Raw genomic sequence first — 25,783 nt, 5'->3', positions numbered from 1 at the left:
TACCTCACTTTTTACCTAGAGCAGCCTGTTCCCGATAAAATTTTAACCAAATTCCCAGTAAACGCTCTTCTGAATACTGCTTGGATATCCTTTTAGCTTTTTCTTTCAATTCTTTCAACGCTTCAGGATTTTCTTTATATTCTAGGATTGCTTCTCTCATCTCAAAGACATCACTTGTAGCACGATAATCTCCCTCAAGAATGACCTTATACAGGTCCAAATCCCTTAACATAATAGGAGCCTCGCAACTAGCTGCCTCTAAGATGGTCATAGGGAATAGTTCATTATAGCTAGGTAGTAAGAACAAATCAGCTAAAGCATACAGTTCCCGCATCCTCTCCGGTGACACAATACCTGGGAAAATTAGATTTTTAGGTGGATTGTCCATAATCTTCTTATAGCGTTCATAACCATCTGTTATTCCACCAAATGAAAAACCACCAGCCCAGATAAAGGTAATTTCTGGCAATTCTTCAGCAAGACGGATAAAGTCATCTATCCCTTTTCGTTTCTGAACCTGACCCGCACCAACCACGACAAACTGATCTTTGGCGAGTTCCATTTCTTCACAAAGTTGTGCAACTTGTTCAGCTGGTAATGGATGCCATTTTTCTTTATTTACAAAATTGGGAATATAAGTTATTTTTTCTCGTGGAATACCCGCAGCAACTAGATCCTCGATAAACATGGGATTAACCACCACCAAGTGTTCCATCCGATTGTAAAAGGAAAAAACATAGCGTTTGACAATTCCTTTTAGGAAAAATGGAATTTTCAAACTCCCTTCGAGTGTCTCAGGTAAGAAATGCACATAGCCAACTTTTCTCCCAGAGCGTTTCTTTTGAAATGTGGATAAATAATAAGGGAAATCAATGGTGTGAAAGTGGGTTACATCTGCCTCTACAGGAAGATTCTCCGTAACAATCAACTGATCTTTGGCATCACGATGAAGGAGACTCACCAATTCACGGTAGGCTCCTGATACTCCTTGACCAGCCACTTTTTCACTTGAACTTAGCATATTAATACGCAATTTTTCGTTTTCCATACCTTTCATTATACCATGTTATTTCCAGAAAATCAGCAAAAAAAAGAAGAGACCAAAGGAAAAAGGATAAAATTACCTTATTTTCCAATCGTCTCTCTCATTTTTTTAGTCTTTATTTAATTCCTAGGGCGATACGCGCGTATCGGCTCATTTTTTCAACCGTCCAAGCTGGATACCAGACCAATTTAACTTCGGTATTGGTTACCTCAGGAACCTCTGTCATCGCATCGTGTATCTGGTCTGTTAAGAGGTCAGCCAGTGGGCACCCCATAGTTGTCAAGGTCATATCAATTTCAGTGTGACCTGTCTCACCATCAAAACGAATTTCATAAATCAAACCTAGGTTGACAATATCAATCCCCAACTCAGGGTCGATGACTTCTTCCAAAGCATTTAAAATGCGTGTTTTGATCGTTTCAATTTGCTCTTCTGTATAAGCCATGTTATTCCTCACTCTTAGTCTTCAATAAAATCACGAAGCGGTTTGCTGCGACTTGGTTGACGCAATTTTCTCAAAGCCTTAGCCTCAATCTGACGGATACGTTCACGAGTCACGTTAAAGACTTTACCAACATCTTCAAGAGTACGCATTTTCCCATCATCTAGCCCGAAGCGCAAGCGCAAGACGTTTTCTTCACGGTCTGTGAGAGTATCCAAGACTTCATCCAACTGCTCACGCAAAACGATACGAGTTGTGTAGTCTACTGGATTTTCAATCACTTCGTCTTCGATAAAGTCCCCAAGATGGCTATCGTCCTCTTCACCAATCGGTGTTTCAAGTGATACTGGTTCTTGAGCGATTTTTAGGATTTCACGGACCTTGTCAGGTGTCATATCCATACGCTCAGCGATTTGTTCAGGTGTCGGATCTTGACCCAATTCTTGAAGGAGATTACGCTGTTCACGGACAAGCTTGTTAATGGTTTCCACCATGTGGACAGGGATACGAATAGTACGCGCCTGATCAGCGATGGCACGAGTAATCGCCTGACGAATCCACCAAGTTGCATACGTAGAAAACTTAAATCCTTTTGAATAGTCAAACTTATCCACGGCCTTCATCAAGCCCATGTTTCCTTCTTGAATCAAATCAAGAAACTGCATGCCACGTCCTACATAGCGTTTAGCGATGGAAACCACCAAACGAAGGTTGGCTTCCGCTAGACGTTGTTTGGCTTCGATATCACCAGCCTCAACTGCAAGTGCCAATTCTTTTTCCTCTTCGTTGGTCAAGAGAGGAACAACCCCGATTTCCTTCAAATACATACGGACAGGGTCATTAACCTTGGCTGAAGTTGAGCCAATCAAGTCCTCATCACTGAGTTCTGGTTCTTCTTCTGCACTAAGCACACGCGCACTTGGATTTCCTTCGTTATCTGTGATAGAAATTCCAGCATCCTGAATCCGTTGCAAAAGGTCTTCAATGCCATCTGCATCCAGGGTAAAAGGAATAACCAGACTTGAATTGATTTCGTCGTCTGTTGCTGTTCCTGTTTTTTTGTGGTTACGGATAAAGTCTGCTACTTGCACATCAAATGTGGTTACTTCTTTTTGTTTTGTTGCCATTATTACTCCATTCTTCTCTTCTGGGAAATCAATCGTTGCAATTCTTCCAAGGCTGTGTCTGTATCTCCTACATGACTAGCTTCCTGCACTTTCTTTTTAATTCGTAAGTTGTCCTTGCTGAGGAGGGCACGGTTTCGAGTTTCTTCGACTTCCGCGAGCTCCTGAGGCGACATCTCAGCTGGCAAATTCAGGCTAAGCACGTGGTACCAAGCATTTTCAACCTCAGGCGTCTGATGAGAAAGCTCCTCTGAGCCGATTTCTCCCTGCTCACTTAATAATTCGTAAAGAATCTGAAATTCTGGGGTATCAAAGAAAAAATCTTCTCTTAATCGATAGTCATTTAACACAACTGGGTTCTCAGCCATTCTATAGAGGAGATGAGCCTCTGCTCTCATGACTGCTGTCAGTTGCCGCGTTACAGGTAAACTAATCGCTGCTGGAGGTTGCTCCTCTTTAACTCTTTCCTGCCTTTGGACAATGCGACTTTCATTTACAATCTGCTCCACCTGCTGGTAATCAAAAGAAGGGAGATTATCCGCCAGAATATGAATGTAGGAATTCTGGGCAGTGATAGACTTTTCTTTGGCGATTAGGGGCGCAATCTTTTCAATGAACTCGATTTGTGCTTGCAAGTTATCACTATTCTCAGGCTTGAGCTGGTGAATATAGAACTCTATGGGACTGATACGTGTCTTGGTTAAGAGGTAGGCCAGATCTTCAGCAGAATTCTTTTGTAAATACTCATCAGGGTCCATGGCATCAGGTACTCGAACAACCTCCACTGAGAAATCTTTTAACTCCTCTAGTGCCTTGGCTGTTGCTGCCTGTCCTGCCTTGTCGCCATCATAGCTAAGAACAATTTTTTTGGTAAAGCGTTTGAGGTGGTCAACATGCTCCTTACTTAAGGCTGTCCCCATAGAAGCCACAGCATTTTCTATACCAGCACGGTAGGCTGCAATCACATCCATGAAGCCTTCCATCAGATAGAGCTCTGTGATCTTCCCTGTTCCCTTTTTTGCCTTGTCCAAATGATACAATTCATAACTCTTGTTAAAAATTGCAGTCGAACGACTATTTTTGTACTTGGCAGTCTGACTATCCGTTTCTTGCCAGATACGACCTGAAAATGCAATAACCTGCCCCTTATCATTGGTCAAAGGAAAGATGATCCGTCCGAAAAAAGTATCATAAAACTGATTGCCATCTGACAAGTAAAACAAGCCCGAATCCAATAAATCCTTTTCTTCAAACTTGCCAGATAAACGTTGGTAAAGATAGTTTCTCTCGGCTGGAGCCAGTCCAATCTGAAAGTGTTTCAGAACATCATCCGTCAATCCACGTTTGTAGAGATAAGCCCTTGCTTCTTCTCCCATCTTGGTTGTCATGAGGATTGCATGGTAAAAGCGTGCAGCTTCTTCATGCATATCATATAGAGCTTGATGAGGCGAAGCCTGTTGAGGACGAGACTGGACAGACATGGCTAATTGAATACCGACGCGCTCCCCTAAGAGCTGAACAGCTTCCATAAAGGACACACCTTGGTACTCTTCGATGAACTTAAAAACATCTCCTGAACGACCACATCCGAAACAGTGATAAAACTGCTTGTCTTCCACAACGTTGAAAGAAGGGGTCTTCTCACCATGAAAAGGACAGAGCCCTAAATAGTTCCGTCCAGCCTTTTGTAAAGAAATCACGTCACCTATGACTTCCACAATGTTGGCATTGTTTTTGATTTCTTCAATAACTTGCTTGTCAACCATACACAACACCTCCATCTTATCATAGTTTTACGTTAACTAGTATAGCTTATTTCTGAAAAAAAGTAAACCATTTCATACGCTTTCCGGAATTCTCTTTGCTATATTTTTCCATATTAAAATGGAAGATAAAAAACTCAGAAACACTTTCAGGCTTCTAAGCTTTTATTCACTATTTTTGATGATTATTTAACTCATCTATTCAAATAATTGATAATAGTCTGAGATCTTCATCTTAGCTTTTTCTTCTTTATTGAGGTCTTGGATGATACGGCCTTCCTTCATGACAATCAGACGATTTCCATACTTGAGGGCGTCTTCCATATGGTGGGTAATCATGAGGGCAGTCAGCTTATCTTTTGTGACAAATTCATCCGTTAGTGCCATTAAAGCCACGCTGGTCTTTGGGTCAAGGGCTGCTGTGTGTTCATCCAACAAGAGCAACTCTGGTCGCTTTAAGGTTGCCATCAAAAGACTTAGGGCCTGACGTTGACCACCTGATAGAAATTCAATCGGAGTGTCCAGATGTTTTTCAAGACCATTTCCAACCTTTTCAATGGTAGCCTGAAACTCTTCTCTATAGCTTGATAGCCTTCTAGGAAGAAGCCCTCTCTTCTCACCACGAAACTTGGCAATCAAGAGATTTTCCGCCACCGTCATACGGGGAGCCGTACCCATCTTAGGATCCTGAAAGACACGAGACAAGTACTTAGCTCGCTTTTCTGGTGAAAAATGCGTCACATCCTCGCCCATGATACGGATACTTCCACTTGTTAAAGGCAAGGTACCTGCAATAGTGTTAAAAAGAGTTGACTTTCCAGCTCCATTTCCACCTAGGATGGTAATGAAATCATGTTCAAAAATCTCAAGAGAAACATCATTCAGAATGATTTTTTCCTCGTCAAAGCCATTCGTGATGACTTTGGTGGCATTTTTTAATTCTACAATTGCTGTCATTTGCTAAACTTGACTCCTTTCAGGTATTTGCTTTTGAAGGTTGGAATCATAAGGCAAACTGCCAAAATCAAGGCGCTGTACAAACGAAGATAACTTGTATTAAACCCAAGAGCAATCACTCCCCAGACGAGGAACTGATAAGCAATAGACCCTACAACGATGGTCATGAGTCGCTCTGCCAAGCTCAAACTCTTGAACAAAACCTCACCAATAATCAAGCTAGCAAGCCCTACGACAATCACGCCGATTCCTCGAGAAACATCCGCGTATCCTTCTTGTTGAGCAATTAAGGCTCCTGCAAGTGCGATGATCCCATTTGAGAGAACCAAGCCCATAAGTTCCATTCGTCCTGTATTGATACCAAAGCTACGAGCCATATCGGGATTGTCACCTGTAGCGATGTAAGCCTGACCTAGTTTGGTATCAAGGAAAAAGAGCATAAGGCCAATAACAAGAGCTACAAAGATTAATCCAGTCAGGAGTTGGTTAAGATCTGAATCAAAAGGAAAGACATCCTGAATTTGCTTGGTTCCAAGAAGCCCCAGATTGGCACGTCCCATAATCATGAGCATGATGGAATGGCAGGAAGTCATGACTAAAATCCCTGATAAGAGAGTTGGGATTTTTCCTTTGGTATATAAGAGACCTGTCGCCATTCCAGCTAGACAGCCCGCTCCTACTGCGGCTAGGGTTGCTAAAAATGGGTTGACTCCCTGTGTTATCAAGGTTACAGCTACTGCTCCCCCAAGAGGAAAAGAACCTTCAGTAGTCATATCAGGGAAATTCAAAATTCGAAAAGTCATAAAGATTCCCAAACCTAAAATCGCCCAGACCATCCCCTGGGAAATAATGGATACTATCATAATCTTTCACTCATTTCTTTCTTTAGTAAAAATGGGAGGAGATGTGTCCAACTCCTCCTTTATCTTTATTCAATCACTTGTCCTGCTTCTTTTAGAACAGACTCAGGAATGGTGATACCAAGTTCCTGCGCTAGTTTTTTATTAATCACTGACTTACCAGTTGAAAAGACATTAACTGGCGTATCAGCTGGTTTTTCACCTTTCAAAACTTTGGCAATCATTTTACCAGTAGCCACTCCAAGATCGTGTTGGTCAACTACTACAGATGCTAATCCACCTGCTTCTACCATGGCAGTAGCACTTGGGTAGATTGGTTTTTTAGCCGTCTGGTTGCTTGAAACAACTGTTGAGAATGCGGATGCAATGGTGTTGTCAATTGGAACCCAAATCGCATCGACCTTGCTTGTCATGACATTAACTGTTGAAGCAATTTCGTTAGTGGAAGGAACGGCAAAGGTTTCGACTGTCAAACCTGCTTTTTCAGCATAAGCCTTGAATTCCTCAACTTGTGATTTTGAGTTGTCTTCACTGCTTGAGTAGAGAGCGCCAATTGTTTTGACATTTGGTGTGAGGATTTTAATGAGTTCCACTTGTTGTTCTGCTGGGTTGTGGTCTGATACTCCTGTAATGTTGCCACCTGGTTTTTTCAAATCTTTAACCAAGTTAGCACCAATTGGATCAGTTACAGCCGCCATGATAACGGGTAGGTCTTTAGTAGCACTTGCAAGTCCTTGAGCAGCTGGTGTTGCAATCCCAACAACAACGTCATTTCCATTTGCCACCAATTGTTTACTCATGGTTGCAACCTTGCTCTGATCGCCTTCAGAGTTCATAAAGTCTATTTTTACTTGGTCATCCTTATAGCCTTCTTCAGCAAGTCCGTCTTGAATTCCTTGGTAAATCAAATCCAAGGATGGATGGCTAACAAATTGAAGAACACCAACCTTCGCAACCTTTTGCTCCACCTTAGCTGCTGGTTTGTTCAGGGATGAATAAATCAAGCTAGCCACTACCAATACTGCTAATCCAGCGATAATTCCGATTAAACGTTTATTTTTCATACTTTTCTCCTTTTAAATCACTTGTATAATACTCTTTTCACTCAAAACAAGCGACGCCATCGTTTGAATTCCAATATCTTTCCTCCTCATAGAAAAAGTCCTCACACAAAAAACTTGTGTGAGGACGTCAATGCGCGGTGCCACCTCAATTATAGGGAATATCCCTATCGCTCTTTCTCGCATTCACGAGTTGCACTGTAAGGTGTGCTCACCGAATTTTTATGATTTCAAATTCTTAAGTGCATTCAGCCCAATTTCATCACTTTCATCTATCTGCTTTCACCAACCACAGACTCTCTAAAAAACTTCAATGATTACTTTCTGAATGTTTAAATTATATCATTTTTCAATTACTTGTCAAGCTTATTTTTAGAATTTTTTAAACAATTCAAAAACTTCCCCTTGAAAAAAGAGGAAGTTTGTAGAATATCAGCCTGAATTACGCAAACCAGTTGCAATACCGTTAATAGTTGTATGGATCAGTTTTTCTTCGTCAGCTGACAATTCACCGCGACGTTGGCGTTTGATCAACTCCAACTGGATGTAGTTAAGGATATTAAAGTAAGGCATACGATAGTTTAGACTGTCTTTTAGGTAAGAGTTTTCTGCCAAGAGTTCGTCATAACCTTCTATAGCTAGAATAACGTCCTTAGTCAACTGCCATTCATCTAAAATAGTGTAGTAGATAGCCTGCACTTCTTCATCTTCACAGAGCTTGGCATATTCAAAAGCAATGTTCATGTTAGACTTAGATAAGACCATGTCTACATTGGAAAGCAAAGATTGGAAGAAAGGCCAGTTTTGGTACATGTCACGAAGAAACTCGATATTCTTCGGATCTTGATCTATAAACTCTTTAAAGCTTGATCCCACACCATACCATCCAGGGAACATGACACGACTTTGTGACCATGAGAAGACCCAAGGGATGGCACGTAGACCACCGATTTCAGTGATGGTCTTACGAGCTGCTGGACGCGAACCGATATTGAAGCTTGAAATAGCCTTGATTGGGCTTGACTCGAAGAAATAGTCATAGAAATGTTCATTTCCAAAGACCAAATCACGGTAGATATCGTAGCTACGGTCCACCACTTGATCCATAACAGCTTCATAACGATTTGACGTGTTGGTATCGCTCTTCTTCTTGGTAATCATACGGTTAATGGCTGCAGAAACCAACATTTCAAGGTTATAATAGGCAGCATCTTTATTACCGTATTTGTTTCCAATGACTTCTCCTTGCTCAGTCAGACGGATACGGTCCTTGATAGACTTGAGCGGTTGAGATGTGATGGCTTCATAAGTTGGACCACCACCTCGACCAACAGTACCACCACGTCCATGGAAGAAGGTGACCTTAACGCCAAATTCATCCCCGATAGCAGTCAGTTGTTGTTGAGCTTTGTAGAGTGTCCAACATGATGATAGATAACCACCATCCTTGTTACTATCAGAGTACCCAAGCATGATTTCTTGGTAGTTGTCTTTTGAAGCAATCCATTTTTTAGCCAATGGAAGAGAGAAGTATCTTCTCATGGTTTCTTCCGAGTGATCCAAGTCTTCAATCGTTTCAAAGAGGGGAACAATCTGAACGCGCGCTTTTTGAGCATCAACCAAGCCTACTTCTTTGAGCATAATGGCTAATTCTAGCATATCAGATACACTTGTCGCGTGAGAGATGATGGTTTGGCGAATGACATTTTCCCCCAGTTTATCCTTCAACTTGCGAGCAGTTTTGAAGATAGACAATTCTTTCTCAAGCAGTTCTGACTTTTCAGCATGAGTAGCAGAGAGGATACGAGGATCTTCTTCCAACTCTTTTAAGAGGAGGGCACATTTTTCGTCTTCAGATAGATCGCTATAATGGTCGTTGATGCCAGCAGATGCTAACAATTCAGCCACACAGGCTTCATGAACACTAGAGTCTTGGCGCATATCGATAGAAGCAAGGTAGAAACCAAAGATTTCAACGGCTTGCATCAGTTCAACAAATTCTCCTGAAATCAGGTATTCTCCTTTGTTCTCAAGGAGAGAATCTCGAATGGCCAACAAGTCTTGATAAAATTCATCTGCAGTAGCATATCTAGGCTGAAGATCCTTGTCTTCAATCAAATAAGCCTTAGTTGCCTGCATCTTAGCTTGGATATCAAAAAGAGCACGACGATAGAGTTCTTTTTCGCGGTAAATGGAGTTATCTTGTGACTTAAGCGCCATCTCGCGGACCTTATCACTGACATTCACGATACTGGTTGAAAGTGAAAATTCACGATAAAGATTATAAATCTTTTCATCGTAGTAGTTCATGATGACTTCGCACTGAGTCAAGGCTGATTTGTTGAGGGTTTCCGCTGTTACGAAAGGATTTCCATCGCGGTCTCCTCCAATCCACATCCCCATAGTAATTGGTTTTGGATGTTGGAGCTCAATTCCTTGTTCTTTAGCTAGTTTCTTATATTCAGCCGTCAAACGTGGCACAGCATTCAGGAATGAACTTTGATAGTACTCCATCACGTTGGTGATTTCGTTGGTTACCTTCAATTTCTTCTCACGAATCATGTCTGTTTGCATGATAATTTCAATGTAACGACGGAGATCCATGTTCCATTTTTCTTTATTAATCAAACCTAGTTTGACATCACGATACTTGCGCAAAAGAGTATGGATATGGTTGGTCAAGTCCAGCATACTCTTGCGTTGTACTTGCGTTGGATGGGCGGTCAAGACAGGAACGACATTTAACTTTTCTAAAATTTCAGCTGCATTTTCTTTTTCAGCTACCATCTTTATGGTTGTAGACAATTTCCCTAGATAGTCTTGGTCCACATTGTTCTGGTGGTTAATTTTATAGGCTAAGTCCACATCCTCAGATATATTAATCAAGAGTGGAAGGATAGAGAAATAACGAGAAATGTAAATCATTTCTTCATTGGAAAGGCTAGTCACCAGTTCATTGAGCCCTTGATAGTTTTCATTTGTTGATAATTCCTTCAACTGCATGATTTTTTCAAAGGTCTCTGGCGCTAGCATATTTTTTGTAATATCTTCTAGTAGCTCTGTCAAAATCAAGACTTCTTCTTGGATGACGGCTTTATTACTATAGTTTTCTAATTTCTGAAGAGACATATATTTTTCCTTTCCATACAATCCTTACAGACCTTCAACAGTTTGAGATTCGTATTCTCTAATGAGTTTAGCACGTTTCTCGCTGGCATCGATATTTAATACAAGGGCAATGGCTACGGATAATACCAGGAGACTGTTGCCACCTTGTGAAAGGAAGGGGAAGGTTACCCCTGTAGAAGGAATCAAACCAGAAATCCCACCGATATTGACAAAGACCTGGACAAGAATCATCCCTCCGACACCGATAGCAACCATGGAGTTAAAGGGATCCTTAGCTCGAATACCAACCAAGATGATTCGCAAAATTAAGAAGAAGAGTAAAGCCAAAATCATACTCGCTCCTACGAATCCAAACTCTTCGATGACAATCGAAAAGACGAAATCCGTATGGGCTTCCGGCAGATAACCACGCTTCTCGATAGAATTTCCCAATCCCAGTCCGAACCAGCCTCCATTAACCATGGCATAGTAGGAATTTGCAAGCTGGTGTCCTGCACCCGCCAAGTCATTAAAGGGATTAAAGAAGGCACTAAAACGTTTAGCAACGTAACCAAATACCGGTATCTGAGAAAATTTTTCAACCCCAACGAGACGAATGACGGACAATACTAAAATTGAACTCCCTGCTAAGAGAGCTAGAATGGTTGAGAACCAACGATAGGCGATTCCACTAACGGTGTACATAATGAGCGCCACCAAAACCAAGATGGTCGCATTTCCCAAGTCAGGAAAGATCCCCAAGCTACCAATCAGAACCAGCAGAACAAAACGCCAGTCGTTAAAAGCTCGAGGTAGCCACTGATTCTGTGTCAAAACCTGGAAGTCATAAACCGCAATCTCATCTTGTTGTTTTGAAAATCGATGTGCCAGGTACCAGATGATGATAATCTTAAGGTACTCAGCAGGCTGAATCGTTACAGGTCCTACAGAGATCCATCCGTATGCTCCATTGACAGGTGTTCCGACCAGTCGCGCCAGAGCTAAAAGAACCATCTCCACAATCATTACGATAAAGATGAGACGACCATTTCTTAAGAATCCTAATTTTAATTTATAGATTAAGGCAATCAGAATCAAACTAGCTACCCAGAAGATTCCCTGGTTACGCACCAATTGAAAGGCGCTTTTTCCTTCTTCGATCAAGGTTGCACTCGTTGTCGAGTACACCACAATCAGCCCCAAAATCGATAAAAGGAAGTAAGGAATCAAAATGGAATAGTTTAGTAGGTGCCTTTTACTAATTTTCATATTTCACCACTCTAATAGGAACAGAGGTGATTGTCCCTAATTCCGTTTTATTTTCTAGTTTTGATTGTTATTATACCACTTTTTCAGAAAGAAAAAAACTATTATCCTTTAATCCTTCGAATTTTACTTATTTTTTGTCTTCAATCATAAAAAATACAAACCTCAAATGAGATTTGTATTTTCATTGTTTAGTTAGATGAAGAGCTACTGCTTGAGCTTGAGTCACCACCACCGATGTATTGGGTGAAGATGTTTTGGAAGGCTTGATCTTTGACCTTGATGTTTGCTGCTTGCAATTCTTTACCAATTACTCCTTGAACAAAGGCTGAATCATTTTGTTTTTGAGTCAAAATGATGGTCTTCAATTTTTCTTTGTAATCCTCTAAGTTAGAAGATTTTTCCGTCTTCTTCGTTACTTTAACGATGTAGAATTGATTGCTGTAGGCTTGTGTTCCAGTAGCCGTAATCACATCAGAAACACCGTTCACATCCAAGGCAAAGGCTGCTTTTTTGACTTGTTCTGGAAGTTCTGTTGAAGCAGAGTCAAAAGTGATTTCTCCACCATTTTCTTTTGTTTTGTCGTCGTTAGAGTTGTCTTTCGCCAACTGAGCAAAATCTGCACCTTCTGCTTTGGCTTTTTCAAGCACTTCTTTTGCCTTGTCTTCATTATCCATACGGATGATTTGAGCTGTCACATCTGGTGTATAAGACTCAAAAGCCTTTTGGTAAGCCTCATCTGTCAATTCACTCTCTGCAGCTTTCTTAACTGCCAATTCAACCAATTTGCTAGTACGAATTTGAGCTTTACGAGTTTCAGCAGTCATACCTGCCCGTTGAAGTACACTGTTGTAGCTATCGCCGTATTTCTTTTGTTCCTCAGCAACGGCGTCATCCACATCTTTGTCAGTCACTTCTGATCCATATTGTTTTTCAAATACTTTTTGAATGGTCATATTAAGCAAGACTTGTTGCGCGGTTGGATTATTCTTTACTTCTTCAAAAAATTGATGCTCCGTAATCACATCACCCTTCATGCTGATCAAATCTTTTCCTTCAGAACTATTTGAACAAGCTGCAAGTGTTGCTACTGATAAAAGTGTGATGGCTCCTGCCATAATTTTTTTCTTCATGTTTACTCCTTTTACGGTAAGTGTTACTTTATCTATTTTACTATAATTTCTTAAATTTTTCTGAAAATCATTTATCATCAGGTAGCTGTACATCTGCTACATTCTTTCGTAGCATGAGAATGCCATCACCAAGAGGAACTAGAGTTGCCGTTAGACCTGGATTGTCCAAAGTTGCGTCGAAAAGTCTTTGCAAACCACGATAAATGGTTCGTTGACCACGGCGGACTTCCATGATGTCCTTTGCAACATCTCCTCCTTGAAAAATATCATCCAAGACAACCACTCCACCAACTTCAAGTCGTTTAAGGATTTCAGGTAGAAAGACGATGTACTTGGACTTAGCCGAATCCATAAAGACAAAGTCATAAGTTTCTGTCAGGCTAGACAAAACATCGACGGCATCTCCCTCTAAGAGGGTGATTTGCTTACGACTGTCAAACTTGGCAAAGTTTTCCTTGGCAAAGCCGATCATCTCAGGATTGCGGTCAATGGTTGTAATCTTAGCATCTGGCGCATGCTCCGCCATCAAAAGAGCTGAAAAACCGATAGCTGTCCCAATTTCCAAAATATTCTTAGGCTGCAGACTTTCCATGAGAAATCGAAAGTAAGCAATTGTTTCATGAGGAATGATGGGAATATTTTCCTTGTGAGCGAAGGCTTCCAATTCTTTCAAAGAACCAGTCACCTGCTTTTGACGCTGGCGCATGAGTTCTACGATTTCTTCCTTGACGACGGGACGACGCATATTGTGATTGGCATTTTTACTATAAGACTCTACCATCTTAAGCTAGTCCTAATTTTTCAACAAGAGCTTCAAACTCGTTCAAGCGACGTTCAAAGACTGCAAAGGCGTCGTTAAGATAGTCTTCTTTTTCCATATCAACACCCGCTTTTCTCATGACATTGAGTGGATAGTCTGACTTACCTGCCTTGAGGTAGTCGATATAGCGGTCGCGATCTTCTTGACTTCCATGGACAATCTTTTCAGCCAAGGCTGAAGCAGCTGCAAAACCTGTTGAATACTGATAAACATAGTAGTTATAGTAGAAGTGTGGAATGCGAGCCCACTCGTATTGGATCTGAGGGTTGTCTTCCTTGCTGAGTCCGTAGTACTCTTGGTTCAAGTCCGCGTAGAGCTTATTGAGGAAATCACTGGTCAAGACTTCTCCATTTTGATCTGCTTGGTGGATAGCATGTTCAAACTCAGCGAATTGAGTTTGACGGAAAACTGTTCCACGGAAACCGTCTAAGAAGTTATTGAGAATAGCAAAGCGTGTCGCATCGTCTTCTACTTCTTCCAACAATTTCTCTGTCAAGATGTTTTCATTGGTCGTTGAGGCAATCTCAGCCAAGAAGATAGAATAATCTCCGTAAACATAAGGCTGAGTTTCACGAGTATAGCTAGAGTGCATACTGTGACCTGTTTCGTGTACAAGGGTAAAGAGATTGTCTAGATTGTCCTGCCAGTTTAAAAGCATGAAGGCATTGGTATCATAAGAACCACCAGAGTAGGCACCAGAACGCTTGCCTTGGTTTTCATAGACATCAATCCAACGCTCACTGAAGGCACGTTTGACACGGCTCAAGTAATCCTCCCCCAAGACTGCCAAAGCTTCTTCTGCCTTTTTCAAGGCTTCTTGGTAGGTAAAGCTATAATCTACAGAAGAAAGTGGTGTGTAGACATCGTACATCTTGAGGTCGGAAATTCCCAAGATTTTAGAACGAAGGTTAAGGTATCGATGCAAGAGTGGCAAGTGCTTGCGAACTGCTGCTACCAAATTGTCATAGACACTCTCTGGAACAAAGTTTGCTGCGAGGGCTGCATGGCGAGCACTCTTATAGTTGCGAACTTTTGCGCGGTAGTTTTGCACCTTGACATTTGTCTGCAAAGTCTTCGCATAAGTGTGTTGGAATTGCTCATATGTCGCATAAAGGGCTTCATAGGCACCACGACGCACTTCACGGTTTTTAGACTCCATCAAACGGATGTAAGTACCGTGTGAGAGTTGCACTTCATTGCCTTCGTCATCAAGGACATATGGGAAGCTAATATCCGCATTGTCCAAAATAGCGAAGGTTTCACTAGCAGAACCAAAGATTTCTCCTGCTCCAGCAAGCAATTCTTCCTCACGTTGCGAAAGAACATGGTCTTTCTTTTGCAAGAGCTTGTCAAAAAAGTGCTTGTAAACTTGGAGTTTTGGTTGAGCTTCTAGGAAGGCCGCATACTGCTCTTCGCTAATCTCCATAAACTCAGGTTCATAGAATGAAAAGGCTTGTTCTAACTGACTGTATAGGGTCATTGCCTTAGCATAGTACTCTTGATACTTGGCTTCACGCGTGTCCTGGTCATTTTTCATATGCGCATAGACATAAAGCTTTTCAACTTGGCGTTCCAAGTCAAGTGAGAATTCTGTGATCGCAAGCAAACTGTCTGCGCTGTCCAAGAGATGTCCCTCATACTGGGATGCTGTTTGTACTTTTTCAGTTAACTCTTTCAAGGCTTCTTCCCAAGCCTGATCTGTTGGGTAGATTGTCGAAAGATCCCATGTATCTTTTTCATTTATTTCATGTCGTTGTAATACCATAAGATTCCTCCATCCTTTCTATTTTACCACATTTTTTGAGAAATATAAGTGATAAAAGGCTGGTGGATAGAGCTTTTGGCGATTATTTTTCGGATTTTTTTGATAGTAAGCCTGAAAATTTCTATAATAGCTACTTAAATCTTGGTCAATTTGACAAAAATCACCTGATTCTATTGGTCTGACTTGGGGATACCAGTCGTCCAGTTGACGGTTTAATAGATTGTCTTCTCGATGATAAGCCTCCTCTTGCTTCTTCATCCAGTAAGGCGTTTGGTAGTACAACTGCTGGCGAATGTAGTGACAGATAGTGGAATCTTGCACAACTGCAAAACGAGGCAGTTTTTGTTTTTGATAAGGAAATCGTAGAATTTCCAAGAGATTTCCTTGGCCATAGGGAAATTCTTTGACCTGAAAATGAAGCTTACCACGTAGGTCCTGATGCAAAAGATATTTGAGTCTCAAAACTTGCTTTTTGAAATCTAGTTCCCAAACATGGAATCCCATATTTTGACTAAAATAGAGGAATCCCCTTTGCAGTTGTGTAAGTCTCTCTTTTAACCAGAGTTTTTCTCCCAGTAGCCAGATAACTTGGTATCCCTGACTACGGTAGCCTTGACTTCTATCGCCTAAAAGCTTTTGAGACAAGGGACTGCACTGAACCTCCAGAGCTAGTTTCTCATTGACGAGAACATCTGCTATCTGCTGAATCTCGGGCAGACTATATTCTAAGGCGACTTGATTGTCCTTCTTGACCCAATGATAAAGGGCCTCTTTGTTGCCCAAGTGTTCTGGACTTTCATTCTCGAATATAGCGATGCAATCTCTTAACCTTTCATGGGCAAAGTGCGTTCGAATACTCTGTCCTTGGCGTAACCGTAGTCCGCCTCCACAGGCTGGACAAGTATATTTTTGCTTGGTAACATCTTTTTCGAGGGCATTCACCAAATTCCCCTTGGCATCTCTGGCTACAAACATGGTCTACCTCCTTTTCTTTTCTATTCGAAAAAGAAGCAAAAAAGACTGGAATCCCAGCCTTTCATGATACTATTTCTTATCTTTTTGTCTCTTAGAATATTTTTTTAGCATGGGAATGAGATTGGAAATCTGCTCACTTCTAATGACCAGCACGCCGTATTCTTGACAGCGATTAGCATAAGCTGGATTGATTTTTCCAGTACAAACAATCAACTTGAGGCAACTCTCCCCAGCAAAATGATTGGCGTAGACTTCTAGTTCGTTGATGGCTTCAACTGATAAATCTGTCATCTTGCAAGAGATAAAGGTAATCGAGCGCCCCTTTCTCAGAATGACATCAATCTCATTTTGAACATTGTCTGCCTCTGGAAAGATACCATTCCAATCAATCTCACCACCTATCATGCATTCATCAAACAGCTGAGATTCGAGCGCCAAGAGATAGAGATACAACTCTAAAATATGCCCCTTATTACGACAAAAGACTTGAGCTTCTTGATTTGGAAAGCGGTAAGCTACTCGTTTTTTGTCCTCTCTTTCAATACAAAGCATCCCCGCTTCCACTAATAAAGGGATAAGGGAATCTGGATAGTGATAATACCTACCGTTGTTTTCCAGTATCTTTTCGGTCTCAGCATGCAGGTCATTGGTCTTAGCTAGAGAGAAAAATTGGGTTACTTGGTACCAGTGGGCTGGATTGGAAATAGCCGAACTAGCTAGTTTTTTGATGGCTGCAATTTGCTGAGCTGAGTGGATAGGGCGTTTTGATTTGAGCATTTTTCCACCACGCAAGGCTATCAACTGTTGGATGCTTAGGGTTGGAATATCCAAGTCTTCTTTTTCTAACTGACCGGCTACCCACTTGTATTGTTTTCCTCGCTCGACATCCATGGCAACGATGGGGAGGTGGCGATCCAAGCCATATTGATAGAGAGATAAGGCTAGTAGCGAATCCCCACCAAAAACATCGAGAAGGACTTGGTCGTAACTTGCTAGGCAATAATCTAACTGGTCCACTAGTTGTTCTAAGGAGAGCTGGCGAAAGGTCACTCGTTGGATATGAGGCACCTCATCCAAGATAAACTGACGGAGGGAGAATTTCTCATCATTGCTTATTTTCGTCAAAGATAGAAAAAGAATCTCGTCACAATCACTGATAAAGGCTTGGTAGACATTCTTTTCCAATACATGCCGATCATACAGCTCCACCAAAAGACTCGTCATTTGATCACCTCCATCATCTACAACTGATTAAGCAGAGAGACAGTAATAGACCTCTACTGCTCAGATTTCCTACTTCTAGTATAGCATAAAACCTGCTCGTCCCAATCAACCAACGCAAACAAAAACGAATAGAAACCTTGCAAAGTGATTTCTATTCGCTGGGTTAAGTTTGATTTACTTGACTTTTTTGGCTAACATGGTCGCAAAGCGTAGTTGAATGCGATTGCCATTTTCATCACGACGGTGCAGATGTCCTGGATTTTCATTGTACTTAACCAATTCCCAATCTTTGTAGTAGTCCGCCAACTCCCCTTCTTTAAAAGTGAATGGGAAGTTGACTGAGCAAGGATAATCCTCTGTATCCATGGCACAGACGATAAGGTTATAGCCACCAACCGTGGTGTGCTCCTGCATATTTTGGATAATAGCTGGAATGCGGTTCGCTTGTAGGAACATCAGAACAACAGTTGATACGATAAAATCATAGGCTTGCCCGATGCTGGCTGAATTGATATCATAAAGTCCGACAGGCATGTCTAGATCCTCTTGCTCTACGATGCTTTGCAAGATTTCCAGAGATAGTTCATTTTGATCCACAGCTGTCACATCAAAACCATTCTGTGCAAGAAAGAGAGAGTTACGGCCTTGACCACAACCCAAATCCAAGGCTCTTCCAGGTTTTACCGTTTGCATGGCCTCTAGGACCTCTGAATGGACTGGATTGGTCTGGTACTTCTTAGAGAAGTAATCCTCAGGCCTACAATAAAACTCCAAGTACCACTCAACATCATCTGTGGCTGCCTCTACTCGATGCCAGGCTTGCGGTTGCGCCATGGGATTGTCAGCCCCTGCTTGGAAAAGGTGTTCAGCTAGAACTTGATCATCCTCTGTCAACTCAATAAACTTGAGTGCTCCTTTCAAAACGGTGATTTTTCCCCATGTCCCGACCTTGGTATTGTGCTTCTGCTGGACAGCTTCTGGCATGGTCTGTTTATTCCACAAGGGCATCCGTTTATAGGCAATTAGTTTTTCCATTTCACTTCCTCTTTTATCGCTGGTTAACTGCTTTCATCACACGCGCGATGTCGCGGTTTTGTTCACGACGCTTGATTGACTCCCGTTTGTCATAGTCATGTTTCCCTTTGGCAAGTCCTAAAAGAAGCTTAGCGTAGCCATCTTTGAGATAGACTTTGAGGGGAACCAGGGTCATTCCTGTCCCTTTGGTTTCTTGTTCCAATTTTTGAATTTGCTTCTTATGGAGCAGGAGTTTGCGACGGCGTTCTGGTTCCTGATTCCAGATATTGCCCTCTTCGTAAGGGGCAATATGAACATTGCTCAGCCAGACTTCCCCATTTTTTACTTGGGCAAAGCCGTCCTTGAGATTGATTCGAGCTGCTCGAACGCTCTTGATTTCCGTTCCTGTCAGGACCATTCCTGCTTCAAGCGTATCTACGATTGTATAGTCGTGGTGCGCTTTTTTATTTTGTGCGACGACCTTTCCCTCGCCCTTTGCCATGTTTGGCTCCTTTCTTAGCTACTTCTTTGTAAAAAGGTTTCTTGCCCTTTTTCTTCTTGTCTTTTTGTGAATGCTTGTGCTTATCATTTGAGCGCCCTGATTTTCTCTTGTCTTCCTTCTTATCTGAACGACGACTTGAACCACGACCTCTGTCTTTGCGCCCAGCTTGTTTCAAGCCTTTTTCGATGACATCAAACTCACTTGGAATATAAGAGAAGTCAATCTCACCTGTCATCTTATCCGCTCTTTCAACTCGAATGCGAATCTGCTGTCCTACACGGAAAGTTATGCCCGATTTCTCTCCACGAAGAGTCAAATCTCTCTCATTGAAATGATAAAATTCAGGTAAATTATTGATATGGATTAACCCTTCAACTGTATTTGGCAATTCGACAAAAAGACCAAACTTAACAATGCTGGATACAACCGCATCATACTCTTCACCCACGTATTCTTCCATGTACTCAGCTTTTTTCATGGCTTCGACTTCACGCTCCGCCTCGATTGCACGACGTTCACGGTTGGAAGACTGGGTTGCAATCTCTGGAATCACTTGTTCAAAATGCTCGGCTATTTCCTTAGAACGCCCATAGTCCCGAATCATGCGGTGAACAAGGAGGTCTGGATAACGGCGAATGGGGCTGGTAAAGTGAGTGTAATAGTCTGCAGCTAGGCCATAGTGACCGTGATTGTGCTCAGAATAGCGAGCCTGTTGCATGGATCGGAGAAGCATCATGGACAATACATCCGCATAGGGTTCTCCCTCAACCGCACGCATGATATCTTGAAGAGCCTCCTGGCTAATCTCACTGGCAGTCCCATAAATTCGCAATCCAAAGCTCGAAGCGTAATCAATAAACTTCTGAACTTTTTCTGCCTTAGGCTCCTCATGAATCCGATAGATAAAAGGTAGGTCCAGTTTACTATAGTGCTCGGCAACCGTTTCGTTGGCAATCAACATGAAAGACTCGATCATCCGCTCAGCAACACCACGCTGACGAAGAACGATATCCACAGGCTTGCCTTTTTTATCCACTAAGATCTTAGCTTCACTGGTATCAAAATTGAGAGCTCCACGTTTCTCACGCATGCTTTCTAGCGTTTCATGAAGCTTGGCCATGAGCTCGATACTAGGAACAATTTTCTTATACTCTTGTCTCTTTTCCTCATCGCCAGCTAGGATGTCATTGACAGCGCTATAGGTCATACGAAAACTAGTCTTGATAACCGTTTGTGTGATGGTGTAGTTGACTACACGACCATGTTTATCAATTTCCATAATGGCAGACTGGGTCAGGCGGTCAACTTGTGGATTGAGAGAGCAGATGCCATTTGACAAACGCTCTGGAAGCATTGGAACCACTCGGTCTGTTACATAGACAGAAGTCGCGCGGTTAAGGGCTTCCTTATCAAGTGCAGAACCCTCTGTCACATAGTAGGAAACATCCGCGATGTGAACACCGAGTTCGATATTACCATTTTTCAAAGGCTTGATGTGAACTGCGTCGTCCAAGTCCTTGGCATCCGCACCGTCAATAGTAAAGGTAAGCTCATCTCTTAAATCAAGACGCCCTTCCATATCCTTTTCTGAGGGAGCATCAGGCACACTTTCCGCCTCCTTGAGAACAGCTTCTGGAAATTCTGAGACAATATCCATGGATTCTAAGACTTCAAGAACGTCAATCCCAGCATCAGTCGAGTGTCCCACCACGTCCAGCACACTAGCGACAAAGAAATCATGTTTCTTACTTGGGTATTTGTCGATAAAGACCTTGAGAACCTCAGTACCTTCCAGCTTGATAGCTGGTTTCTTCACATAGATTGGTTGGCTGATTTTCTGATTTTTTGAACGGATGTAACCCGCATACTTAGGCTTTTCCTGATCCAGAACGATTTGCCCGACAACTGTCGTCAGACTATGCTCTAGGATATCGATAATCTTGGCTTCTGCTGCCGTTCCCTTGTTACGGTCAGCGACTTTCTTGATGACCACCTCAACCGTATCGCCATCAATGGCATAATTGACATCGTTTTTTCCTACAAAAAGATCGTCCTCTTCGCCTTCCAGACTGACAAAGCCAAAGCCATTTTTATGGGCATGAAAAATCCCTTTGAGGGTGATTTCATGTTTCTTCTTCTGATCCAAGGTAAGGCTTCCATCTTCTCCAAAGCGAATCTGGTGCTTTCTTTCCATCAGAGACAGGGTTTTAATCAACTCACGGAAATCCTTGGACCCATCCTTTCCGAGAGCCTGAGCTAGGTCATTTACCGTCACTCGCCCCTTCTCTTGCAAATATTCTTTAATTTTATCTTTCATGTTTTCTTTCTAGTAATTCTATAGCAACTATGTTTTCAGTCCTTATTAGTATTTAAAATAATATTTACCTTATTTTTTATTAACTCCTCAGATATTTCTTCATCGTATTTTATATAAACTAGATAAACATTATTTTCTTTGCTCAATTCATACTTTTCTCTATCTCTAATTAATTGGCGCTCGAAATTTTTTTCCCCACCAAAAAATTCTACCGGTTGAAAATGCTGAATCCCCCGATATTCAATTGCAACATTTAATCCTGATATAAAAATGTCATAGGATAATTGTGCTCCGGTAGTCTTACTGCGAAGAAAAAAAGGTCTCATTCGATATACTACCTTGTAATCTTTAAACATTTTTTTGTTAAACGATAAACAAGTTCTTCTGAAATCCATTTATTATTAGGTTGTAACCAGCTACTTCTCTCTAATTTATCAAATTTACAACTATTCTCATTAAATTCATTCGCAAGCTCGTCTGCTCTTTTACAAACCAAACTTTTTTCTTTGTGGTATTCTTCTATGAAAAAGTATGTTAAATTTTCTTCTAATCTCCTAACACGCTTGACTCCTTTCCACAAATTGAATGCTTTTTCCAATGGGGCCATCCAACCATAATTACCTCCTCTCATAGTATCTCTATATAATTTACCTGTTTTCACCGTATTTTTACAAAGTGTATTAATATAGACTCGAGGAGAACTTACGGAGTATGCTACAGCTTTTGCATAAGTATTATTTGGTTTCTTAAATTCTATAAAAATAAAGTAATATCGAAATCCGTCCCATTTTTCGTATCTTTCTTTTAATCTTAATTGAGGTACTTCTTTATCAATATATTCAATTTCAGAAGGAATATCCATAGACCAATAATATCTAGACCAGCCTTTAAACTTTACATACTCAATAGGTACAAATATCAATTCTTCTCCAATATAAGCAATTACTTTTCTCTTAAACTCCTCATTATTATATTTCCATCCTATTTCATTATTTGTTAATTCAACAATCCGAAAAGAATAATAGTGATTTCCATATATACCTGGCTCTATATACCTATTATTTGTTAAATCTTCCTTACATAAACCTTTATTATTTACATAATCTACCTTGTTTCTGTTAACTTCAAATAGTAAGATTAAGGAGTCATTAAGTATGTATATTTTTGAATAATGGTCAAAATCTAATACCTCAATAGAGTAGCCAGTTAAGTAACTCTCAAAATAATCTTTAACTAATTGAATAGACTCCCCAGATAGATGCATTTTAAAGCTCCTTCTCATTCAAAATAAAAATAGGCTAAGACCTAGTCTCGCCCATTTCTTATCTACTTGATAATACCGTCAATGCTAAGGCAATGGCTAGCCAGAAAAAGACTAAAATACCTGTCAAACGTTGCATCACAGCTTCAAAACCACGCGCCTTACTACGTTCAAACAAATCACCTGAGCTGGCATCAAATACATTGCTGGATTGGTTCTTAGTTGGTTGCATGAAAATAGCAATCACAATCACAACAGATAATACTAATAAAATGGTTAATAATAGGTTGTACATATCAAACTCCTTAAAATCCCTATTATTTTACCATAAAATCTACTTAGATTCAAGATGTAGGGTTACTTTTCTTTCCTTGGGACAATACTTTAAAACCTCAATCTTGTCAGGATGAGTTTTGGAGTTCTTACTGGTTAGATAATTTATGCTGCCACAAGAGGAGCACTTGAGATTGATTTTTACTCGCACTAGATTTCCTTTACTTTTAATAATGATCTAAATTGCACTAAGTTACATAAACAACTGAAAGCTACACATGCTGCTGTCGCATAAAAGACAGCGTGGTAGCCCAAATATCCTGCAACTGCGGATCCCGCCATAGGTCCAATCACTCCACCGAGGTAAAAAAAGACTTGGTTGAAGGCGAAAATCCTTGAAATACCTGATTTCGGAGTCATTTTGCTAAGAAGGGCATTAACTCCCGGTATGAGAGCACCTGTTCCCAAACCAAAGAGAAAACGATACAAGCCAAGTTGAAGGGGGCTGGTTGCATGGGCACAAAGAAGGTAAATGATGACGGAATAAATCTGCGCTGCAACTAACAATCGATGATTCCCTACCTTATCGCCAAGTTTTCCTAGAACTCCAGCACTCATCATGCTAGAAAATCCCATGCTGGATACGATCAATCCAGATACAAGGAGGAGATTTGCAGTCTGCCCTAAGTCCCGAACATAGAGAGCTAGAATGGGACCAATTGATTGAGCTGAAAATTGAATGACAAAGCTCGTCAAAAATAGGTTTACTAAAAGCCTAGGATACTTGAAAGAAGAAAATACTTCTTTCGTTGGGATAGCCTTCTCCTTAGCTACTGGCTGAAAATCTTCCTTGATAAAGAAAATAGTTAAGATTGCAGCTACAAATAAAAAAGCACCTACCAATAAAAAGACATTACGAATACCAAAAATTTCAGCAATAAAGCCTCCAACAAAGGGACCCGTCAGTGTTCCTGCAACAACACCTGTAGATAGAGTTCCAAGAGCCGCTCCAGACTTATCTTTAGGTACCTGACTAGCAATCAAGGCTGTTGCATTGGGGACAAAACCAGTAAATACACCATTGAGCAAGCGCAGAAAGAGTAGCCAATAGATATTTGGCACGAAGGCTAAACCTCCCATAGTGATAGTCATGGCAAGACCTGCTCGAATCATCATGGGTTTTCGACCGTACTTATCAGCAAGAATGCCCCAGATAGGAGAAACTAGAGCTGCTGAAACAGCTGAAACTGAGATGGCTAATCCAGCATAAAAAGCAACTTGATCCCCTTCAATTCCCAACTGCTCTACAAAGATAGGCATGAAAGGGACGACCAAGGAGATACTGGCTCCCGTTAGAAAACTACCGAACCAGGCGACACGAAGATTCTCTTTCCAACTAATCTCTTGCACAGCTATCGCCTCCTTCAAGTAACTTCACTACTTGAGTCACAAGCTGATCACGACTGCCATTATTATCTAATATATGGCTCGCCAATTTTTTCTTTTCTTCTAAAGACCACTGGGTTGCCAGACGGGACTCTGCTACTTCCTTAGAAAGATAATCCCGTTTCATGAAACGTTCCACCTGAACATCACGGTTCACATAGACCAGCCATGTTTCATCAAACCAGGCACTGTAGTCCTGTTCAAAAAGTAGGGGAATATCCATGAAAAAAATCGCTTCTGTCTGGGCTAACTGGTCTCTTAAAGCAGCCAGTTCCTCACGAATAATTTCTCCTTGGGTTTGCTTAGACCATTCCTGTTCTTCAGGGTTTGAAAAGATGAGACTAGCTAGGAGAGGGCGATTGAGTTCTCCATTTTCTAAGAGAATTACCTGCCCAAAGTGCTGAACTAAGAGCTGATAAAGACGACCACCAGGTTTTTGTAGCTGGTGGACGACTGCGTCAGCATCCACCACTTGAAAGCCTTGTTCTCTTAGGAAATTTGTCACAGTTGACTTACCTGAGGCAATTCCTCCTGTGATTCCGATGATTTTTCCCATCAGTCCCTCCTTTGACACTGAGGACAAAAATGAGTTCCACGTCCGCCTAGTTGAATTTTCTCAATCACTGCCCCACAGCGGGAACATGCTTGTCCAGTCTTATCATAGACCTGATGGAAGTCCTGCATGGTTCCGTCTTCCCCAAATGCATTGGTATAGGTCCGAATGGTGGAACCGCCCTTTTCGACTGCCTGTCCCAAAACAGCAATGGTCTGGTCATGAATAGCTGTCGCTTCTTCTGCTGTCAAAGTCTGGGAAGGTCTTGCTGGATGAATCTGAGCTCGCCAGAGAACCTCATCCACATAGATATTGCCAAGGCCAGCTACCAAGGTCTGGTCTAGGAGATGGGATTTGATAGGCTTTTTAGACTTGGATAGAGCAGCTTGAAAGACCTGCAAATCAAAGTCCTGATCTTTGGGCTCAGGGCCTAGTTTCTTAGAAATAAAGTAGGCATCCAAAAGGTCAGGCGCCAAAAGTTCCATGGTACCAAACTTGCGTACATCCTCGTAAACAAGCGTACCACCATCCTCAAACTGGAAGAAAATATGAGCATGCTTGCGTTCAGGAACTTGATCCGGATAGTAAAAATACTTGCCCTCCATCCGCAGATGGGAAATCAAGACTTTGTCTGTTAGGTAAAAAAGTAGATATTTTCCACGGCGTCCCATTGACTCGATAATCTGACCAGGCACTTCCCTTTGAAACTCTTCCAAATCTGTCTTAATCATCTTGGGATAACGAATTTCTATACTCGAAATCTTCTTTCCCAAGATCAATTTTTCTAAGCCACGACGAACCGTTTCAACCTCAGGTAATTCAGGCATAAATCCTCCTTCTGTAAAAACAAGAAGCAGGCATGAGCCCACCTCTA

The 25,783-nt window shown here is 41.4% G+C and carries 24 protein-coding genes and 1 other annotated feature; all 24 genes read right to left on the bottom strand.

Annotation, left to right across the window (positions count from 1 at the left end; genetic code table 11):
• Positions 1-4: 4 nt before the first annotated feature.
• Positions 5-1,048, bottom strand: coding sequence for a glycosyltransferase family 4 protein (locus KIH88_RS03965; RefSeq protein WP_213988470.1), 1,044 nt, complete (start codon positions 1,046-1,048; stop codon positions 5-7).
• 112 nt (positions 1,049-1,160) lie between these two features.
• On the bottom strand, positions 1,161-1,490 hold the full coding sequence (locus tag KIH88_RS03960) for a metal-sulfur cluster assembly factor (RefSeq protein WP_000331932.1): 330 nt from the start codon (positions 1,488-1,490) through the stop codon (positions 1,161-1,163).
• 14 nt (positions 1,491-1,504) lie between these two features.
• Positions 1,505-2,614 (bottom strand): RNA polymerase sigma factor RpoD, encoded by a 1,110-nt coding sequence (gene rpoD / locus KIH88_RS03955; RefSeq protein WP_000201892.1) that lies wholly within the window; start codon positions 2,612-2,614, stop codon positions 1,505-1,507.
• A gap of 2 nt (positions 2,615-2,616) precedes the next feature.
• Positions 2,617-4,377, bottom strand: a complete 1,761-nt coding sequence (gene dnaG / locus KIH88_RS03950; protein WP_225901060.1) for a DNA primase — start codon at positions 4,375-4,377, stop codon at positions 2,617-2,619.
• Between the two features lie 195 nt (positions 4,378-4,572).
• A complete protein-coding gene (locus KIH88_RS03945; RefSeq protein ID WP_213988468.1) occupies positions 4,573-5,331 on the bottom strand; it encodes an ABC transporter ATP-binding protein in 759 nt (252 codons plus the stop codon).
• Positions 5,328-6,194 carry an ABC transporter permease gene (locus KIH88_RS03940; protein WP_213988467.1) on the bottom strand — a complete coding sequence of 289 codons (867 nt, stop codon included), beginning with the start codon at positions 6,192-6,194 and terminating at the stop codon, positions 5,328-5,330. The genes KIH88_RS03945 and KIH88_RS03940 overlap by 4 nt, the downstream gene beginning before the upstream one ends.
• 65 nt (positions 6,195-6,259) lie before the next feature.
• On the bottom strand, positions 6,260-7,255 hold the full coding sequence (gene trpX / locus KIH88_RS03935) for a tryptophan ABC transporter substrate-binding protein (RefSeq protein WP_213988466.1): 996 nt from the start codon (positions 7,253-7,255) through the stop codon (positions 6,260-6,262).
• A gap of 117 nt (positions 7,256-7,372) precedes the next feature.
• Positions 7,373-7,588 (bottom strand) — a binding site (T-box leader).
• A 96-nt stretch (positions 7,589-7,684) separates the two neighbouring features.
• Positions 7,685-10,381, bottom strand: a complete 2,697-nt coding sequence (gene ppc / locus KIH88_RS03930; RefSeq protein WP_212576369.1) for a phosphoenolpyruvate carboxylase — start codon at positions 10,379-10,381, stop codon at positions 7,685-7,687.
• A gap of 24 nt (positions 10,382-10,405) precedes the next feature.
• A complete protein-coding gene (ftsW, locus tag KIH88_RS03925; protein ID WP_213988465.1) occupies positions 10,406-11,629 on the bottom strand; it encodes a cell division peptidoglycan polymerase FtsW in 1,224 nt (407 codons plus the stop codon).
• Between the two features lie 188 nt (positions 11,630-11,817).
• On the bottom strand, positions 11,818-12,759 hold the full coding sequence (gene prsA, locus KIH88_RS03920) for a peptidylprolyl isomerase PrsA (RefSeq protein WP_213988464.1): 942 nt from the start codon (positions 12,757-12,759) through the stop codon (positions 11,818-11,820).
• 67 nt (positions 12,760-12,826) lie between these two features.
• On the bottom strand, positions 12,827-13,540 hold the full coding sequence (locus KIH88_RS03915) for an O-methyltransferase (RefSeq protein WP_213988463.1): 714 nt from the start codon (positions 13,538-13,540) through the stop codon (positions 12,827-12,829).
• A gap of 1 nt (position 13,541) precedes the next feature.
• Positions 13,542-15,344, bottom strand: coding sequence for an oligoendopeptidase F (gene pepF, locus KIH88_RS03910; protein ID WP_213988462.1), 1,803 nt, complete (start codon positions 15,342-15,344; stop codon positions 13,542-13,544).
• 18 nt (positions 15,345-15,362) lie between these two features.
• Positions 15,363-16,319: a competence protein CoiA gene (locus KIH88_RS03905; protein WP_213988461.1), complete on the bottom strand. Its 957-nt coding sequence runs from the start codon at positions 16,317-16,319 to the stop codon at positions 15,363-15,365.
• Positions 16,320-16,388: 69 nt separating this feature from the next.
• A complete protein-coding gene (locus KIH88_RS03900; protein ID WP_213988460.1) occupies positions 16,389-17,543 on the bottom strand; it encodes a DUF1887 family protein in 1,155 nt (384 codons plus the stop codon).
• Between the two features lie 174 nt (positions 17,544-17,717).
• Positions 17,718-18,578 (bottom strand): SAM-dependent methyltransferase TehB, encoded by an 861-nt coding sequence (gene tehB, locus KIH88_RS03895; protein ID WP_213988459.1) that lies wholly within the window; start codon positions 18,576-18,578, stop codon positions 17,718-17,720.
• A 13-nt stretch (positions 18,579-18,591) separates the two neighbouring features.
• Positions 18,592-19,059 carry an SsrA-binding protein SmpB gene (gene smpB / locus KIH88_RS03890; RefSeq protein ID WP_001051743.1) on the bottom strand — a complete coding sequence of 156 codons (468 nt, stop codon included), beginning with the start codon at positions 19,057-19,059 and terminating at the stop codon, positions 18,592-18,594.
• Positions 19,022-21,376, bottom strand: a complete 2,355-nt coding sequence (gene rnr, locus KIH88_RS03885) for a ribonuclease R (RefSeq protein ID WP_213988458.1) — start codon at positions 21,374-21,376, stop codon at positions 19,022-19,024. Before rnr ends, smpB begins: the two co-directional genes overlap by 38 nt.
• A gap of 35 nt (positions 21,377-21,411) precedes the next feature.
• On the bottom strand, positions 21,412-21,702 hold the full coding sequence (locus tag KIH88_RS03880; protein ID WP_225901059.1) for a hypothetical protein: 291 nt from the start codon (positions 21,700-21,702) through the stop codon (positions 21,412-21,414).
• Between the two features lie 8 nt (positions 21,703-21,710).
• The gene (locus KIH88_RS03875) at positions 21,711-22,640 is read right to left on the bottom strand and encodes a hypothetical protein (RefSeq protein ID WP_225901058.1); all 930 of its coding nucleotides are present in this window, start codon (positions 22,638-22,640) and stop codon (positions 21,711-21,713) included.
• A 58-nt stretch (positions 22,641-22,698) separates the two neighbouring features.
• Positions 22,699-22,932, bottom strand: a complete 234-nt coding sequence (gene secG, locus KIH88_RS03870; RefSeq protein WP_000282517.1) for a preprotein translocase subunit SecG — start codon at positions 22,930-22,932, stop codon at positions 22,699-22,701.
• A gap of 39 nt (positions 22,933-22,971) precedes the next feature.
• Positions 22,972-23,121: a 50S ribosomal protein L33 gene (gene rpmG / locus KIH88_RS03865; protein ID WP_001809104.1), complete on the bottom strand. Its 150-nt coding sequence runs from the start codon at positions 23,119-23,121 to the stop codon at positions 22,972-22,974.
• Positions 23,121-24,320 carry a multidrug efflux MFS transporter gene (locus KIH88_RS03860; protein WP_213988457.1) on the bottom strand — a complete coding sequence of 400 codons (1,200 nt, stop codon included), beginning with the start codon at positions 24,318-24,320 and terminating at the stop codon, positions 23,121-23,123. The genes rpmG and KIH88_RS03860 overlap by 1 nt, the downstream gene beginning before the upstream one ends.
• Complete coding sequence (coaE, locus tag KIH88_RS03855; protein WP_057489017.1) at positions 24,307-24,912, bottom strand: dephospho-CoA kinase; 606 nt, start codon at positions 24,910-24,912, stop codon at positions 24,307-24,309. The genes KIH88_RS03860 and coaE overlap by 14 nt, the downstream gene beginning before the upstream one ends.
• The gene (gene mutM, locus KIH88_RS03850; protein WP_213988456.1) at positions 24,912-25,736 is read right to left on the bottom strand and encodes a DNA-formamidopyrimidine glycosylase; all 825 of its coding nucleotides are present in this window, start codon (positions 25,734-25,736) and stop codon (positions 24,912-24,914) included. Before mutM ends, coaE begins: the two co-directional genes overlap by 1 nt.
• Positions 25,737-25,783: the final 47 nt, after the last annotated feature.

It is taken from the genome of Streptococcus oralis (assembly GCF_018448765.2).
Lineage (GTDB): Bacteria > Bacillota > Bacilli > Lactobacillales > Streptococcaceae > Streptococcus > Streptococcus oralis_BM.
Note: the sequence above shows the minus strand (reverse complement) of the source record. Positions and strands in the feature narration are given on the sequence as shown.

What these genes read in the sequence shown, in the direction of transcription:
- KIH88_RS03965 (WP_213988470.1), bottom strand. Translation starts at nt 1,048, where the DNA reads ATGGAAAACGAAAAATTGCGTATTAATATGCTAAGTTCAAGTGAAAAA.
- KIH88_RS03960 (WP_000331932.1), bottom strand. Translation starts at nt 1,490, where the DNA reads ATGGCTTATACAGAAGAGCAAATTGAAACGATCAAAACACGCATTTTA.
- rpoD (WP_000201892.1), bottom strand. Translation starts at nt 2,614, where the DNA reads ATGGCAACAAAACAAAAAGAAGTAACCACATTTGATGTGCAAGTAGCA.
- dnaG (WP_225901060.1), bottom strand. Translation starts at nt 4,377, where the DNA reads ATGGTTGACAAGCAAGTTATTGAAGAAATCAAAAACAATGCCAACATT.
- KIH88_RS03945 (WP_213988468.1), bottom strand. Translation starts at nt 5,331, where the DNA reads ATGACAGCAATTGTAGAATTAAAAAATGCCACCAAAGTCATCACGAAT.
- KIH88_RS03940 (WP_213988467.1), bottom strand. Translation starts at nt 6,194, where the DNA reads ATGATAGTATCCATTATTTCCCAGGGGATGGTCTGGGCGATTTTAGGT.
- trpX (WP_213988466.1), bottom strand. Translation starts at nt 7,255, where the DNA reads ATGAAAAATAAACGTTTAATCGGAATTATCGCTGGATTAGCAGTATTG.
- ppc (WP_212576369.1), bottom strand. Translation starts at nt 10,381, where the DNA reads ATGTCTCTTCAGAAATTAGAAAACTATAGTAATAAAGCCGTCATCCAA.
- ftsW (WP_213988465.1), bottom strand. Translation starts at nt 11,629, where the DNA reads ATGAAAATTAGTAAAAGGCACCTACTAAACTATTCCATTTTGATTCCT.
- prsA (WP_213988464.1), bottom strand. Translation starts at nt 12,759, where the DNA reads ATGAAGAAAAAAATTATGGCAGGAGCCATCACACTTTTATCAGTAGCA.
- KIH88_RS03915 (WP_213988463.1), bottom strand. Translation starts at nt 13,540, where the DNA reads ATGGTAGAGTCTTATAGTAAAAATGCCAATCACAATATGCGTCGTCCC.
- pepF (WP_213988462.1), bottom strand. Translation starts at nt 15,344, where the DNA reads ATGGTATTACAACGACATGAAATAAATGAAAAAGATACATGGGATCTT.
- KIH88_RS03905 (WP_213988461.1), bottom strand. Translation starts at nt 16,319, where the DNA reads ATGTTTGTAGCCAGAGATGCCAAGGGGAATTTGGTGAATGCCCTCGAA.
- KIH88_RS03900 (WP_213988460.1), bottom strand. Translation starts at nt 17,543, where the DNA reads ATGACGAGTCTTTTGGTGGAGCTGTATGATCGGCATGTATTGGAAAAG.
- tehB (WP_213988459.1), bottom strand. Translation starts at nt 18,578, where the DNA reads ATGGAAAAACTAATTGCCTATAAACGGATGCCCTTGTGGAATAAACAG.
- smpB (WP_001051743.1), bottom strand. Translation starts at nt 19,059, where the DNA reads ATGGCAAAGGGCGAGGGAAAGGTCGTCGCACAAAATAAAAAAGCGCAC.
- rnr (WP_213988458.1), bottom strand. Translation starts at nt 21,376, where the DNA reads ATGAAAGATAAAATTAAAGAATATTTGCAAGAGAAGGGGCGAGTGACG.
- KIH88_RS03880 (WP_225901059.1), bottom strand. Translation starts at nt 21,702, where the DNA reads ATGAGACCTTTTTTTCTTCGCAGTAAGACTACCGGAGCACAATTATCC.
- KIH88_RS03875 (WP_225901058.1), bottom strand. Translation starts at nt 22,640, where the DNA reads ATGCATCTATCTGGGGAGTCTATTCAATTAGTTAAAGATTATTTTGAG.
- secG (WP_000282517.1), bottom strand. Translation starts at nt 22,932, where the DNA reads ATGTACAACCTATTATTAACCATTTTATTAGTATTATCTGTTGTGATT.
- coaE (WP_057489017.1), bottom strand. Translation starts at nt 24,912, where the DNA reads ATGGGAAAAATCATCGGAATCACAGGAGGAATTGCCTCAGGTAAGTCA.
- mutM (WP_213988456.1), bottom strand. Translation starts at nt 25,736, where the DNA reads ATGCCTGAATTACCTGAGGTTGAAACGGTTCGTCGTGGCTTAGAAAAA.